Source organism: Vreelandella songnenensis, from assembly GCF_003002925.1.
In the GTDB taxonomy this organism is placed as follows: Bacteria; Pseudomonadota; Gammaproteobacteria; order Pseudomonadales; family Halomonadaceae; genus Vreelandella; species Vreelandella songnenensis.
Map to the genome: position 1 here is coordinate 1 of NZ_PVTK01000016.1, position 12,928 is coordinate 12,928.

The window sequence follows — 12,928 nt, forward strand, 5'->3', positions numbered from 1 at the left end:
GTAGTGAAACCGCTTAGCGCCGATGGTAGTGTGGGGTCTCCCCATGCGAGAGTAGGTCATCGTCAGGCACTTATTGTGAAAAATCCCCCGGGGCTTACGCCTCGGGGGATTTTTTTTGCGTGGAAGAAAGGCAGAGCCGTGAATGCGGTTCACATCTCACTTAGCTATCCAAACTGTGTCAAAATGCACTTCTCAAGGAGGATTGCCATGACACAAATGCGCTGGGACCAGCTACTCTCCCCACGACGTCTTCACGACCAACGCCCGGGCCATACGCGGGAAATCGGCCGCACGCCCTTCCACAAGGATCACGATCGGATCGTCTTTTCAGGCTCCTTCCGGCGCCTGGGGCGCAAGACCCAGGTACACCCGTTGACCGAAAATGACCATATCCATACGCGGCTGACCCACTCGCTGGAAGTCGGCTGTGTGGGTCGTTCGCTAGGCATGATCGTGGGTGAGCTGCTGCACGACCGTCTTCCTGAGTGGATCACCCCGGCGGACATGGGCGTCATCGTCCAGACCGCCTGCCTTGGCCACGATATTGGCAATCCTCCCTTCGGCCATGCCGGCGAGTATGCGATTCGCGACTGGTTTCGGCGCGCTCAAGGCACTGGCCTGCTTGAAGGGCTTTCAGAAGCCGAGCGGGAAGACTTGCTGACCTACGAAGGTAACGCGCAGGGCTTTCGAGTCATCACCCAGATTGAATATAACCAGTTCAACGGCGGTATGCGTCTGTCGGCGGCCACGCTGGGTACTCTGCTCAAGTACCCCTGGACCGTGCGCTACAGCGGACGCGCGGGCAAGTTCGGCTGCTATCAGTCCGAGCAGGCGCTGCTTGCCGAGGTGGCCGAGGCGGTAGGCCTGTTGCCCCAGGGCGAGCAGCGCTGGTGTCGCCACCCGCTGGCCTGGCTGGTCGAAGCCGCGGACGACATCTGCTACGCCCTGCTGGATCTTGAAGATGGCCTGGAAATGGGCATTCTGCGCTACGAAGAGGTCGTGGAAATTCTGCGTCAGATCGCTGGCGAATTTCCCCCCGAATACGAAGAGATGCAGAATCGCCAGGTCTCCCAGCGTCGGCGTATTGCCCTGCTGCGCGGTGCGGCCATGGAGCGGGCGGTCAACGAAGTAGGTGCGGTATTCGTTCAGCACGAGCAGGCGCTATTAAGCGGTACTCTCAAGGAGGATCTGCTCGAACTCTGCCATCCGGACCTGGGGTGGGGCGTTCAGGCCGCCAAGCAGCTGGCTCGTGAACGTATCTTCCAGAATGAGCGCAAGGCCAAGCTCGAGATCGGTGCCTACACGACGCTGGGTATTCTGCTGGAAGCTTTCATCGGAGCCGCGCATGAGCTGCATCACACCGGGCAGTCGTCTTTCAAGCACCAGCGGGTGCTGGCTCTGATCGGTGAGAACACGCCGCTACCTTCCTGGCCACTGTATGAAAGTTACCGGCGCATGCTGGATTTCATTGGTGGAATGACCGACCACTACGCCGTGGATCTGGCTCAGGAGATGGGCGGACGGCTGCGCGGCGATTGATGAGGATGGTTAGACCGACGGCTGACGCAGATGGCGCAGCTCTACCAGCCGCGCCCGTTCCATCAGAAGATAAATGATCTTGTCGTGAATTGGGTCGCTGAGCGTGCCCGGCTTCAGATCGGTAAGCTGCTTGGAGAGCTGCTCGCCGCTGACCACCAGAACATCGCCCGCTGATTCGGTCGTATCGATTTCCCAGCCGGGAAGCACCAGCACGCCACGTACCGGCACCGGTACGCCGCAGCGCCGCTCCAGCCACTGGGTGAGCCAGGCCACCGCCTGGCGAGTCTTGTGTAGCGGCCGACGCTCATGCCAATGGGGAAAGCGTAGCCGTTCGCGCTCTACTGCTACCTGATTCAGTTCGCGCCCGTCAGAGCCGATCGCCAGCGCCCGAGCACGCGTTTCGAGTACGAAAACACCGTGAGGCGTGACCACCACGTGGTCGATGGTAAAGCTGTCGGTGGGTACATCATGAAAGACGTAATAGGGGTGGGCCTCGGGGCGGATCAGCCGCTCAAGCTCCTGGCCCACGGCCAGCTCGCAGGCAAGGCCTAGTTTAAGCCGGCGAATGCGCTGGTAATCGCGTACCAGCAGCAGCGAAAAGGCGAGAACCAGTAATGTGCTCAATAGCCCGTAGAGTGCCCACTCAACCCACTCCTGACGGCTGACGAACAGCATTCTGCCCATGCCGTATACCAGCGGCGCCAGGCTGATGATGGGCCCCAGGGCACCGTTTAGAAACAGGCTGGAAAAGGCTTGGTCGAGACGATGGCGCAGCGCTTGCCCCGGCTCGCGCAGCGGCGCATCGAAAGGCGACTGAACGCGCGCATCGTGCAGGCTACGCAGCGCGATCACGATGCCGCCCATGGCAGCCATGGGAAAGAGAAAAATGAGCGGTAGCAGGTATTCCAGCCAAACCATTACAGTGCCTTGCCTTTTAGCGGCCTGCCCCCGCGGCAAGCCTGAGAGTGGAGATTTCGGCTATCCGCCCGCCAGCTTGACCTTGTACCCCTGGGCGGTTAGCGCTTCGCGCAGCGTTTCGCGATGATCACCCTGAATCTCGATCACGCCGTCCTTCACCGCCCCTCCGGTACCGCAGCGCTTCTTGAGCGTCTTGGCAAACGTCTTGAGCTCGGCGCTGGCCAGCGGAATACCGCTGATCGTGGTGACACCCTTGCCCTTGCGGCCGCTGGTTTCACGACGAATGCGCACGATACCATCCAGCGCGGCAAGGCGCGCCTGCTCACCGCTCTCGTCACAGCGGCACTCATCCAGCGCTTCACGGCAGCCAGGGCAAGTCTTGCCATGTTCGGTGGAATACACAAGCCCGCCGAGCTGGTCACGTAAGGAGCCCATGGTTATCCTCCGATGGATCGTTGGGGTAGGGGGGTACGCCAAACGTCCCGGTAGAGTCGTTCGACCACGCCAGGCAGCTGATGCATAGTGCGAATCATGATGGCGTTTTCCGGAGTCTCTTCAGCCTCGGGAAAACGGTTGAGATGGATGACCGTCATGCCCGCGTCCAGCGCTGCGCGTACGCCCACCAGTGCATCATCAATGGCGATACAGTTCTGCGCACTATAACCCATGATACTGGCAGCGTGCAGGTGCAAGCAGGGCTCGGGCTTCCAGCAGTTGGCGGTATACCCGCTAAACAGGCGGTTACCGAAGTAAGTGGTAAGTCCTGTGGTTTGCAGGGCTGTCTGGATCTTGCTTTCAGGGCCGTTGGACACTACCGCACTAGGATAGGAGGCAAGTGCTGCCAGCGCTTCGCCGGCACCGGATATCAGCGTAAGCTCCTGAGCGAGCCGGTCGGCCAGCCTGGCGCGCATGACGCTTTCCATCTGATTGAGCTGCTCGGGGTCTACCTCTCCGTGGCGCTGTTGCAGTTCGGCGACGATACGTCGGAAGCGGGCGCCGCGAAATTCGCCCAGATAATCTGAGGCAGCGAACGGTAAGCCAACGGAGTTGAGACCAGTCGCCATTTCTTCAGCGAGAAGCGGTTCACTATCGACGAGGGTGCCATCACAATCAAACAGCAAAAGTGGAAGCGGCATTGGAGGGATCCTTGCAGCGACTCAAACGCTACCCGTATTGGTTAAAACCAGCCAAATGTCTATTGAACGGGATTTTAAACCTTTTGTGAACACTGTTTCATAATTTTTTCCGGCTGCTTTTCTGCATTCCCTTAGGAAAACCAGTATTGGCGTTTGAAAAGAGAGGGTTCAACCAGATGTTCAACGCATTAAAAGCGTGTTTTCTATACCCTTTAGCTTAATGAGCCCAAGAACGGCTATAGTAGAGAGGCAATATTGCATGAATCATGAAAAGGAGCTTTCCATGCGCCTAACCCCTTGGCTGCTTTCGCTGATGCTGAGTGCTCCGCTGCTGGCGACGGCAGGCAGTGCCCTTGCCGAATCTGAGCCCGAAAGTGATAGCGGGCAACATGAGCCCCTGGACGATGCCGCTCTTGAAGAGAAGTATGGTATCAAGGCCGGCGCCGTTCAGCGTGATGACGATGCGGCGACAGCCGATGATGCAGACAATGCCGACACACAAGACGAGACAAACACGCGCACGGCCGATAGTGGCAATACGGCAAACGACGATGAAGAGAGCGAAGAAGTAGAAAGTGACGGTGGTGAGCCGGTCACTGCGCATAATGGTGATGCCGACAGCCAGGAAACGGAAGGCGGTACGGGCGGCACCGGCAGCGCTGAAGACGCCATTGAAGCCGGCGAAGATGAAAAGAGCAACGACGACAACGATGGCGAAAGCGAGCAGGACAGTAATGCCAAGCAGTAAGCGTTTAGCGCGCCAGGCGCCTTGAATTGGCACTGCTGCGCTGATGGTAAGGCTGCATGGCTTGGCGGCTGGTTACCCACCAAGGAGCGTGCTGGCCGCCAAGCATATTGAGGAAGGTCTTTTGCATGGCGAGACCTGCCTCAATGCCGGCTTCGAGCTTTTCAGTCACCATGCGCTGATTCTCTTTGATCATCCGCGGGCTGTAAAAAGGCTGCGTTTGCCAGAGCTGGTTACGCTGGGCAATGGTGGAAAAGGACGATGTCCAGAGTTCGAACGCCATCACGCTGACCTGCCATACATCCAGCAGCGCGAAAGGTGACATGGGGATTAATCCAGGCTGAGCAGCTCGTGTCATGGGAAAACTCCGTGGATGAACGTCTGACCAGTGTTGGCTTCTCTATGCTGCAATGCAATAACTATTTGTGCTTGCCTACTGCTAGTTACAAAAAAAGACGGCCAGATGGCCGTCTTTTCCTATGCGTCATACGCTGTCTTACTTGACTTTCGGGTCCATCTCACCGCGTTCGTAGCGGTTGAACATCTCTTCCAGGTTGATCGGCTTGATCTTGCTGGCGTTGCCTGCGGTACCGAACGCTTCGTAACGGGCGATACACAGATCGCGCATGGCCGTCACGGTTTCCTTGAGGAATTTGCGCGGGTCAAACTCGGATGGGTTCTGCGCCATGAAGCGACGCACTGCACCGGTTGACGCCAGACGCAGGTCGGTATCGATGTTGACCTTGCGTACGCCGTGCTTGATACCTTCAACGATTTCTTCGACCGGTACGCCGTAGGTTTCCGGAATCTCGCCGCCGTACTGGTTGATCACCTCGAGCCACTCCTGGGGCACAGACGAGGAGCCGTGCATGACCAGGTGAGTATCCGGAATACGCGCGTGGATCTCTTTGATACGCTGGATAGACAGCGTATCGCCGGTCGGCGGCTTGGTGAACTTGTAAGCGCCGTGGCTGGTACCGATGGCGATTGCCAGGGCATCCACGTGAGTCGCTTTCACAAACTCGGCGGCTTCTTCCGGGTCGGTCAGCAGCTGTTCCATGTCCAGCTTGCCTTCCGCGCCGATGCCGTCCTCTTCACCGGCCATGCCGGTTTCCAGGCTACCCAGGCAGCCAAGTTCGCCCTCGACGGAAACGCCACAGGCGTGGGCCATTTCGACGGTACGACGCGTCACGTCAACGTTGTAGGCGTAGTCGGTGGGTGTCTTGCCGTCTTCACCTAAGGACCCGTCCATCATGACCGAGGAGAAGCCCAGCTGAATGGAGCGCTGGCAGACCGCAGGGCTGGTGCCGTGGTCCTGGTGCATGACCACCGGAATGTGCGGAAACTCTTCAACGGCGGCCAGGATCAGGTGGCGCAGGAAAGGGGCGCCAGCATATTTGCGGGCACCAGCGGAGGCCTGGACGATCACCGGCGAATCGGTCGCGTCCGCCGCTTCCATGATCGCGCGCATCTGTTCGAGGTTGTTGACGTTGAATGCCGGAATGCCGTAGCCATATTCGGCGGCGTGGTCGAGCATCTGACGCATGCTGATCAAAGCCATGGGGTCACCTTCTTCAAGTTATCAGTGTGAACGAGTGCGGTTATCTGCCGTCAATTCGTTTAATGTTAGCCGCGCTTGGCGGCTTCTTCGAGCGCGACAACGGCAGGCAGCTGCTTACCTTCAACGTACTCAAGGAATGCACCGCCGCCGGTGGAGATATACGAGACGCGATCGGCAATGGCGTACTTATCAATGGCGGCTAACGTATCACCCCCGCCGGCAATAGAAAACGCCGTGCTTTCGGCAATGGCCTGGGCGATGACTTCGGTGCCCTTGCCAAACTGGTCGATTTCAAACACGCCAACCGGGCCATTCCACAAAATGGTGCCCGCGTCTTTCAGCATACCGGCCAGATGCGCCGCCGTTTCAGGGCCGATATCCAGAATCATCTCGTTGTCGGCCACCTGATCCACCGGCTTGACCACCGCCTCGGCGGATTCTGAAAATTCGGTCGCCACCACGACATCGGTAGGCAGCGGAATCGACACTTTCTCCATCAGCGCTTTCGCCTGGCCGACCAGATCCGCTTCGTGGAGTGATTTGCCTACATTATAACCCGCCGCGGCGATAAAGGTGTTGGCGATGCCGCCGCCCACGATCAGCTGATCGCACTTCTCGGAAAGCGCAGTGAGCACGTCAAGCTTGGTGGATACCTTGGAGCCGCCCACAATGGCGGCCATGGGGCGTGCGGGGTTGGCAAGCGCCTTCTCGAGGGCATCCAGCTCCTGGGCAAGCAATGGGCCAGCGCAGGCGCTGGGCGCAAAGCGGGCAACGCCGTGGGTCGATGCCTGGGCGCGGTGAGCGGTGCCGAAGGCGTCCATCACGAACACGTCGCAAAGAGCGGCGTACTGCTTGGCAAGCGCTTCGGCATCCTTCTTTTCGCCCTCGTTGAAGCGCACGTTCTCGAGCAGCACGACTTCGCCGTTTTCAAGCGTCGGTGGGGTTTGCAGATAGTCGCTGATCAGCTTGACCGGCTGGCCCAGCAACTCGCTCAAGTGCGCCGCCACCGGGGCAAGCGAGAACTCCTTGTCGGCGTCACCTTCGGTGGGGCGGCCAAGGTGGCTCATCAGCATCACCTTGGCGCCCGCTTTTACTGCCGCCTGGAGGGTAGGCAGCGCCGCTTTCAGGCGCGCGTCGCTGGATACCTTGCCATGCTTGATCGGCACGTTCAGGTCTTCACGAATCAGCACGCGTTGCCCTTCCAGGGGCAGATCGGTCATTTTTTGCACGTTCATGTGAGCGGTTTCCTCGTCTTCCAGGCGGTGAATCGGATAGTGATATGACAACCTATGACTGAGCGGCGGTCTCCTCGGAGAGCACCGCCAGGCGTTGAGCGATATCGAGCATGCGGTTGGCGAATCCCCACTCGTTATCGAACCAACATAAGAGCTTGATCAGGCGTTTGCCAGCCACGCGGGTCTGGGTGGCATCGAAAATACCCGAGTGCGGGTCGTGGTTGAAATCGATCGATGCCATGGGCGCTTCGGTAAAGCCGAGCACCCCGGCAAGATGGGTCTGGCTTGCGTGCTGAAGCAGCGCGTTGACTTCCTCGGCGCTGGTGTCGCGGCGCACGGTCAGCGCAGCGTCCATGGCGGAGACGTTGATGGTGGGCACGCGCACGTGCAGGCATTCAAAGCGCCCAGCCAGGCCAGGCATCAGCCGGCTGATACCGCGCGCAAGGCCGGTATCCACCGGCACGATGGACTGCATGGCCGAACGGGTCAGGCGCAGGTCGGTCTGGTGATAGGCATCAATCACCGGCTGGTCGTTCATCGCCGAGTGAATAGTGGTGGTCACCCCATGCTCCAGCCCCAGCGCTTCATCCAGCACGGTAAGCAGCGGCACCAGGCAGTTGGTGGTGCACGACGCCGCGGAAAGAATGCGCTGGGAGGGCGTAAGCTCGTGCTGGTTGATGCCCCACACGATGGTGGCATCGACATCGTTCTCGGCCGGCTGTGAAAACAGCAGGCGCCTGGCGCCCGCGGTCAGATGCTTTTCAGCGGTCGCGCGGTCCTTGAAGCTGCCCGAGCACTCCAGTACCAGATCGATATCCAGCGCCGCCCAGGGCAATTCGCTGGGATCCTTTTCGCACAGCACCCGGATGCGTTGACCATTGACGACCAGCCACTCGCCGTCACTCTCGACCTCGCCGGGAAAACGCCCGTGAGTGGTATCGTAGCGGGTCAGATAGGTAATGGTGGCAAGATCTGAAAGTTCGTTGATGGCGACGATTTCAAGCGACGGGTCGCCACGTTCCACCAGGGCACGCAGTACGCACTGACCAATGCGTCCATAGCCATTGATGGCGATGCGATAGGTCGTGGCGTGCGTAGAGGCAGAATTAGCCATGCAGGGAGGCGGCTCTTAAAAAAGTGAATCAGTGACCGTGGTTAATCAAGGCATCGGCGATGATAGCGTATTTCAGCTGCCCACGCCTATCAGGTGCCAGGCCAGCGGCAGCAGCAGTGCGGTAAAAATGCCGGTCAGACTCATGCCCAGCGAAGCAAAGGCCCCGGCGGCCGGACTGATCTCAAAGGCACGCACCGTGCCGATGGCATGGCCGTTAAGCCCCAGGGCAAAGCCGATAATGCGATCATCCTCGATCTGCAAAAGCCGTGCGGCGATGCCCGTGAACGCCGCCGTGGCAACGCCGGTAACCAGCAGTGCCCCCAGCAGCAGCGCCACCGAGCCGCCGATCTGCTCGGTAATGCCAATGGCGATAGGGGCGGTGACGGACTTGGCAGCAATGGAGGCCAGAATGAGCGGCGAACTGCCCAGCAGCCAGGCAATCATGACCGCGTAGCACGCCGCCAGGCTTGCCGCGATGGGCAGGCAGACGGTGAGCGGCCGCCAGAGCGCGCGGATGTGCGGCAACTGCTGATAAAGCGGCATGCCCAGCGCTACCGTGGCCGGCCCCAGCAGAATGGTCAGCCAGCGGGCATCGTCGCGGTAGCGTTCATAAGGCAGGCCAATGACCGCGAGGGTCGCGGCCAGCAGCAGCGCGGCAATCAGAATGGCCGGCAGCCAAGTGGGCTTTTTCAAGCGTTTGAAAACAAGGTTGCCCAGCAGAAACGCTGTAAGCGTCAGGCCCACGGCAAACAGCGGGGTCGCATTCAAGGTGTTTAACAGGGAGTTAGCGGGCATGCTGCTTTCCCATCAGGCGTTTGAGCAGCCACAGAGTAGTGGCCACACTCAAAAGGGTGCCCAGTACCAGGGCGCAAAGAATCGCCGGCCACTGGCCGGCGAGCTCATCGACAATAAAGAACACGCCGACCACGCCTGGCATGATCAGCATGGCGAGCAGGGCAATCAGCGGTTGAGCGGCGGCGGCAATGCTGCCGGGTACGCGACCATGAAAAGCCAGCGTGATGCTCAGCAGCAGCATACCGACCACCCCGGAAGAGATAGGCAGACCGGTGAAGTGGATGACCACTTCACCGATGAGCCAGTAGCTAATCAGCCATAGAAAGCCAACCAGAGCAGGCATGGTTAGCCAAGCAGTTCGTTGGCGTGCTTGAGGATGTTCTCGACCGTAAAGCCGAAGTGCTTGAACAGCTCGCCTGCCGGCGCTGATTCACCAAAGGTGGTCATGCCGATCACGCGGCCTTCAAGGCCCACGTACTTGTACCAGTAGTCGGCGTGGCCTGCTTCGATGGCGATACGCTTGGTAACGCGACTCGGCAGAACGCTTTCGCGGTACTCGGCGTCCTGGCCGTTGAAGCGGTAGGTCGAGGGCATGGACACCACGCGCACCGCCTTGCCTTGCTTCTCGAGTTCGGCCGCCGCGTCCATGGCAAGCGCCACTTCAGAGCCGGTGGCAATCAGAATCAGCTCCGGCGTGGCATCTGTGTCTTTCAACACGTAGCCGCCGCGCTGAATGGAGGCCAGCTGGGCCTTGTCGCGCTGCTGGTGCGGCAGGTTCTGGCGCGAAAGCACCAGCGCCGTCGGGCCGGAATGGCGCTTGATGGCGGCATCCCAGGCGGCGGCGGTTTCCACCGCATCACACGGGCGCCAAGTGTTCAGGTTCGGCGTGGTGCGCAAACTGGTCAGCTGCTCGATCGGCTGGTGGGTCGGGCCATCTTCACCCAGGCCAATGGAGTCGTGAGTGAAGACGTAGATGGCCTGCTGACCCATGAGCGCTGCCATGCGCACGGCGTTGCGCATGTACTCCATGAAGATCAGGAAGGTAGCGCCATAGGGCACGAAACCACCGTGCAGGGCGATACCGTTCATCACCGCACCCATGCCGAACTCGCGCACACCGTAGTGCAGGTAGTTGCCGCTGGCATCTTCCGGGGTGATCGCCTTGGCACCTTTCCAGAAGGTCAGGTTCGAAGGCGCAAGGTCCGCGCTGCCGCCGAGAAGCTCCGGCATCTGCGGGCCAATCACGTTGAGCGCTTCCAGAGACGCCTTGCGCGAAGCGATGCTGTCGCCCTTTTCCTGGGCCTGCTGGATCAGCGCTTCGGTGGCAAGCTCTGCGGGCAGCTGGGCCTTCATGCGGCGCTTGAATTCGTGTGCCTCGGAGGGGAAGGCCTCCGTGTAGCGGGCAAAGCGGGTTTCCCACTCCTGCTGGCGGGTCTTGCCGGCTTCGCGAGCATCCCAGCCTGAGTAGACCGGCTCGGGAATATGGAACGGCGCGTGAGGCCAGTCGAGCTGCTTGCGTGCCAGCGCGACTTCTTCTTCACCCAGCGGGGAGCCGTGAGACTCTTCCTTGCCCTGCTTGTTGGGCGAGCCAAAGCCGATGATGGTCTTGCAGATGATCAGGCTGGGCTTGTCGCCGTTCTGCTTGGCAAGCTCGATGGCCGCCTTGATCTCTTCGGGCTTGTGGCCGTCGACATTGGGTACCACGTGCCAGCCGTAGGCTTCAAAGCGCTTGGCGGTATCGTCGGTAAACCAGCCTTCCACTTCACCGTCGATCGAAATGCCGTTGTCATCGTAAAGCGCGATCAGCTTGCCAAGCTGCTGAGTGCCGGCAAGCGACGCGGCTTCGTGGGAAATGCCTTCCATCAGGCAGCCGTCGCCCAGAAAGCACCAGGTGTGGTGGTCAACGATGGTGTGGCCGGGGCGGTTGAACTGCGCCGCCAGCGTCTTCTCGGCAATCGCAAAGCCCACGGCGTTGGCGAAACCCTGGCCCAAGGGGCCGGTGGTGGTTTCGATGCCCGGGGCGTAGCCGAATTCCGGGTGGCCGGCGGTGGGTGAGTGCAGCTGGCGGAAATTTTGCAGCTGCTCCAGGCTTAGTTCGTAGCCACTTAAGTGCAGCATCGAGTAGAGCAGCATGGAGCCGTGCCCATTGGACAGCACAAAACGGTCACGATCGGCCCACTTGGGGTCTTCGGGGTTGTGCTTGAGGTAGTCATTCCAAAGCACCTCGGCAATATCAGCCATGCCCATGGGGGCGCCAGGGTGGCCGGATTTGGCCTTCTGAACGGCATCCATGGAAAGGGCGCGAATGGCATTGGCCAGCTCAAAACGGGACGGCATGGGGGTGCTCCTCGCCTGAAAACGGAAAGATGAAAGGCGCTATTGTCGCCGACTTCCCAGGTGGCGGCAAATATGGCGGCAAATTCTGCCTCGTGCGTTATGGGAAGCAGGGCCGACAGCGTGTAGACTCTGCCCCCCAAGGCGGCAGTGCCGCCTCCGATACGGGCAGGGAGCCTCCTGCCGTGATTTCCTGCTGATGCTGTGGATTGCACAGCCGTCATACAGAGGGTCGAGAGCGCGATGAGCGAATATTCCCTGTTTACCTCGGAGTCCGTCTCCGAAGGTCATCCCGACAAGATTGCCGACCAGATTTCTGATGCGGTACTGGATGCCATTATCGCCCGGGATAAGCAGGCACGGGTTGCTTGTGAAACCATGGTGAAAACCGGTGTAGCGATTATCGCCGGTGAAATTACCACTTCTGCGTGGGTGGATCTGGAAACGCTGGTGCGCGATGTGATCACCGACATCGGCTATACCTCCTCCCACGTGGGTTTTGACGGTGCCACCTGTGGCGTCATCAACCTGATCGGCAAGCAGAGCGTGGAGATCGCTCAGGGCGTTGATCGCGTGAAGCCTGAAGATCAGGGCGCGGGCGACCAGGGGCTGATGTTTGGTTACGCGACCAACGAAACCGACTCCTTCATGCCGGCGCCGATCCACTACTCGCACCGCTTGGTCGAGCGTCAGGCGGAACTGCGCAAGAACGGCCTGCTGCCGTGGCTGCGTCCGGATGCCAAGAGCCAGGTAACCTTCCGTTATGACGAGCAGGGCCAGCCGTGTGGCGTTGACGCCGTGGTGCTCTCGACTCAGCACGACCCCGAGATCGACCAGGAAGATCTGCGCAAGATGGTCAAGCGCGAGATCATCGAGCAGGTGATTCCGGCAGAGTGGCTCAACGAGAATACTCAGTACCACATCAACCCGACCGGCAAGTTCGTGATCGGTGGCCCGGTGGGCGACTGTGGCCTGACCGGACGCAAGATCATCGTCGACACCTACGGCGGCATGGCCCGTCATGGCGGCGGCGCGTTCTCGGGCAAGGATCCTTCCAAGGTAGACCGCAGCGCGGCCTATGCCGGGCGCTATGTTGCCAAGAACGTCGTGGCGGCCGGGCTTGCCGACAAGTGCGAGATTCAGGTTTCCTACGCGATCGGCGTGGCCGAACCGACCTCGGTGTCGATCGACACCTTCGGCACCGGCAAGATTGACGATGCCCGAATCGTCGAGTTGGTGCGCGAGCACTTCGACCTGCGTCCTTATGCGATCACCAAGATGCTCGACCTGCTCCACCCGATGTACCAGCTGACCGCGGCCTACGGCCACTTCGGCCGCGCGCCGTTCGAGCATAGCTATACCTGGGTGGATGACCGCGGCGAACAGCACAGCGAAACCTTTACCGCCTTCCCCTGGGAGAAGACCGATAAAGCGGACGCGCTGCGTCAGGCCGCCAACCTGTAAGACATTCGCTACGCTTGTGTAGGAAAACGCCCCTTTGGCTCTGCCGGGGGCGTTTTTTATTGCCCGCTGGTTTAGGCTGGAAGAAAC

At 60.1% G+C, this 12,928-nt stretch carries 13 protein-coding genes; 3 read left to right on the forward strand and 10 right to left on the reverse strand.

What is annotated here, in order from left to right:
- The first annotated feature begins 207 nt into the window (after positions 1–207).
- Positions 208–1,539 carry a deoxyguanosinetriphosphate triphosphohydrolase gene (locus B0H98_RS16480; protein ID WP_106376161.1) on the forward strand — a complete coding sequence of 444 codons (1,332 nt, stop codon included), beginning with the start codon at positions 208–210 and terminating at the stop codon, positions 1,537–1,539.
- A 9-nt stretch (positions 1,540–1,548) separates the two neighbouring features.
- On the opposite strand, the gene B0H98_RS16485 is transcribed toward B0H98_RS16480, so the two are convergent.
- From B0H98_RS16485 to B0H98_RS16495, 3 genes are read right to left on the reverse strand one after another with little or no spacing between them, the layout of a single operon-like run.
- Positions 1,549–2,457 carry a nuclease-related domain-containing protein gene (locus B0H98_RS16485; RefSeq protein ID WP_106376162.1) on the reverse strand — a complete coding sequence of 303 codons (909 nt, stop codon included), beginning with the start codon at positions 2,455–2,457 and terminating at the stop codon, positions 1,549–1,551.
- Positions 2,458–2,517: 60 nt separating this feature from the next.
- On the reverse strand, positions 2,518–2,892 hold the full coding sequence (locus tag B0H98_RS16490) for a translation initiation factor Sui1 (RefSeq protein ID WP_106376163.1): 375 nt from the start codon (positions 2,890–2,892) through the stop codon (positions 2,518–2,520).
- 2 nt (positions 2,893–2,894) lie between these two features.
- Positions 2,895–3,593, reverse strand: a complete 699-nt coding sequence (locus B0H98_RS16495; protein ID WP_106376164.1) for an HAD-IA family hydrolase — start codon at positions 3,591–3,593, stop codon at positions 2,895–2,897.
- 283 nt (positions 3,594–3,876) lie between these two features.
- Here B0H98_RS16495 and B0H98_RS16500 point away from each other — a divergent pair, with 283 nt between their 5' ends.
- A complete protein-coding gene (locus tag B0H98_RS16500) occupies positions 3,877–4,341 on the forward strand; it encodes a hypothetical protein (protein ID WP_106376165.1) in 465 nt (154 codons plus the stop codon).
- A 4-nt stretch (positions 4,342–4,345) separates the two neighbouring features.
- Here B0H98_RS16500 and B0H98_RS16505 read toward each other — a convergent pair whose 3' ends face one another.
- The 7 genes from B0H98_RS16505 to tkt form a co-directional block, all read right to left on the reverse strand.
- On the reverse strand, positions 4,346–4,663 hold the full coding sequence (locus B0H98_RS16505) for a hypothetical protein (protein WP_244183208.1): 318 nt from the start codon (positions 4,661–4,663) through the stop codon (positions 4,346–4,348).
- Positions 4,664–4,834: 171 nt separating this feature from the next.
- Complete coding sequence (gene fba, locus B0H98_RS16510; protein ID WP_106376167.1) at positions 4,835–5,899, reverse strand: class II fructose-bisphosphate aldolase; 1,065 nt, start codon at positions 5,897–5,899, stop codon at positions 4,835–4,837.
- 65 nt (positions 5,900–5,964) lie between these two features.
- Positions 5,965–7,134: a phosphoglycerate kinase gene (locus tag B0H98_RS16515; RefSeq protein WP_106376187.1), complete on the reverse strand. Its 1,170-nt coding sequence runs from the start codon at positions 7,132–7,134 to the stop codon at positions 5,965–5,967.
- Between the two features lie 52 nt (positions 7,135–7,186).
- Positions 7,187–8,248: a type I glyceraldehyde-3-phosphate dehydrogenase gene (locus tag B0H98_RS16520; RefSeq protein WP_106376168.1), complete on the reverse strand. Its 1,062-nt coding sequence runs from the start codon at positions 8,246–8,248 to the stop codon at positions 7,187–7,189.
- A gap of 72 nt (positions 8,249–8,320) precedes the next feature.
- Positions 8,321–9,043, reverse strand: coding sequence for an LrgB family protein (locus B0H98_RS16525; RefSeq protein WP_106376169.1), 723 nt, complete (start codon positions 9,041–9,043; stop codon positions 8,321–8,323).
- Positions 9,033–9,386, reverse strand: a complete 354-nt coding sequence (locus B0H98_RS16530; RefSeq protein ID WP_106376170.1) for a CidA/LrgA family protein — start codon at positions 9,384–9,386, stop codon at positions 9,033–9,035. Before B0H98_RS16530 ends, B0H98_RS16525 begins: the two co-directional genes overlap by 11 nt.
- Positions 9,387–9,388: 2 nt before the next feature.
- Positions 9,389–11,380, reverse strand: a complete 1,992-nt coding sequence (tkt, locus tag B0H98_RS16535) for a transketolase (RefSeq protein WP_106376171.1) — start codon at positions 11,378–11,380, stop codon at positions 9,389–9,391.
- 240 nt (positions 11,381–11,620) lie between these two features.
- Between tkt and metK the strand changes: the two genes are divergently transcribed.
- Positions 11,621–12,841: a methionine adenosyltransferase gene (gene metK / locus B0H98_RS16540; RefSeq protein WP_106376172.1), complete on the forward strand. Its 1,221-nt coding sequence runs from the start codon at positions 11,621–11,623 to the stop codon at positions 12,839–12,841.
- Positions 12,842–12,928: the final 87 nt, after the last annotated feature.

Coding starts and splice junctions, on each gene's coding strand:
- B0H98_RS16480 (WP_106376161.1), top strand. CDS start 208: ATGACACAAATGCGCTGGGACCAGCTACTCTCCCCACGACGTCTTCAC.
- B0H98_RS16485 (WP_106376162.1), bottom strand. CDS start 2,457: ATGGTTTGGCTGGAATACCTGCTACCGCTCATTTTTCTCTTTCCCATG.
- B0H98_RS16490 (WP_106376163.1), bottom strand. CDS start 2,892: ATGGGCTCCTTACGTGACCAGCTCGGCGGGCTTGTGTATTCCACCGAA.
- B0H98_RS16495 (WP_106376164.1), bottom strand. CDS start 3,593: ATGCCGCTTCCACTTTTGCTGTTTGATTGTGATGGCACCCTCGTCGAT.
- B0H98_RS16500 (WP_106376165.1), top strand. CDS start 3,877: ATGCGCCTAACCCCTTGGCTGCTTTCGCTGATGCTGAGTGCTCCGCTG.
- B0H98_RS16505 (WP_244183208.1), bottom strand. CDS start 4,663: ATGTCACCTTTCGCGCTGCTGGATGTATGGCAGGTCAGCGTGATGGCG.
- fba (WP_106376167.1), bottom strand. CDS start 5,899: ATGGCTTTGATCAGCATGCGTCAGATGCTCGACCACGCCGCCGAATAT.
- B0H98_RS16515 (WP_106376187.1), bottom strand. CDS start 7,134: ATGAACGTGCAAAAAATGACCGATCTGCCCCTGGAAGGGCAACGCGTG.
- B0H98_RS16520 (WP_106376168.1), bottom strand. CDS start 8,248: ATGGCTAATTCTGCCTCTACGCACGCCACGACCTATCGCATCGCCATC.
- B0H98_RS16525 (WP_106376169.1), bottom strand. CDS start 9,043: ATGCCCGCTAACTCCCTGTTAAACACCTTGAATGCGACCCCGCTGTTT.
- B0H98_RS16530 (WP_106376170.1), bottom strand. CDS start 9,386: ATGCCTGCTCTGGTTGGCTTTCTATGGCTGATTAGCTACTGGCTCATC.
- tkt (WP_106376171.1), bottom strand. CDS start 11,380: ATGCCGTCCCGTTTTGAGCTGGCCAATGCCATTCGCGCCCTTTCCATG.
- metK (WP_106376172.1), top strand. CDS start 11,621: ATGAGCGAATATTCCCTGTTTACCTCGGAGTCCGTCTCCGAAGGTCAT.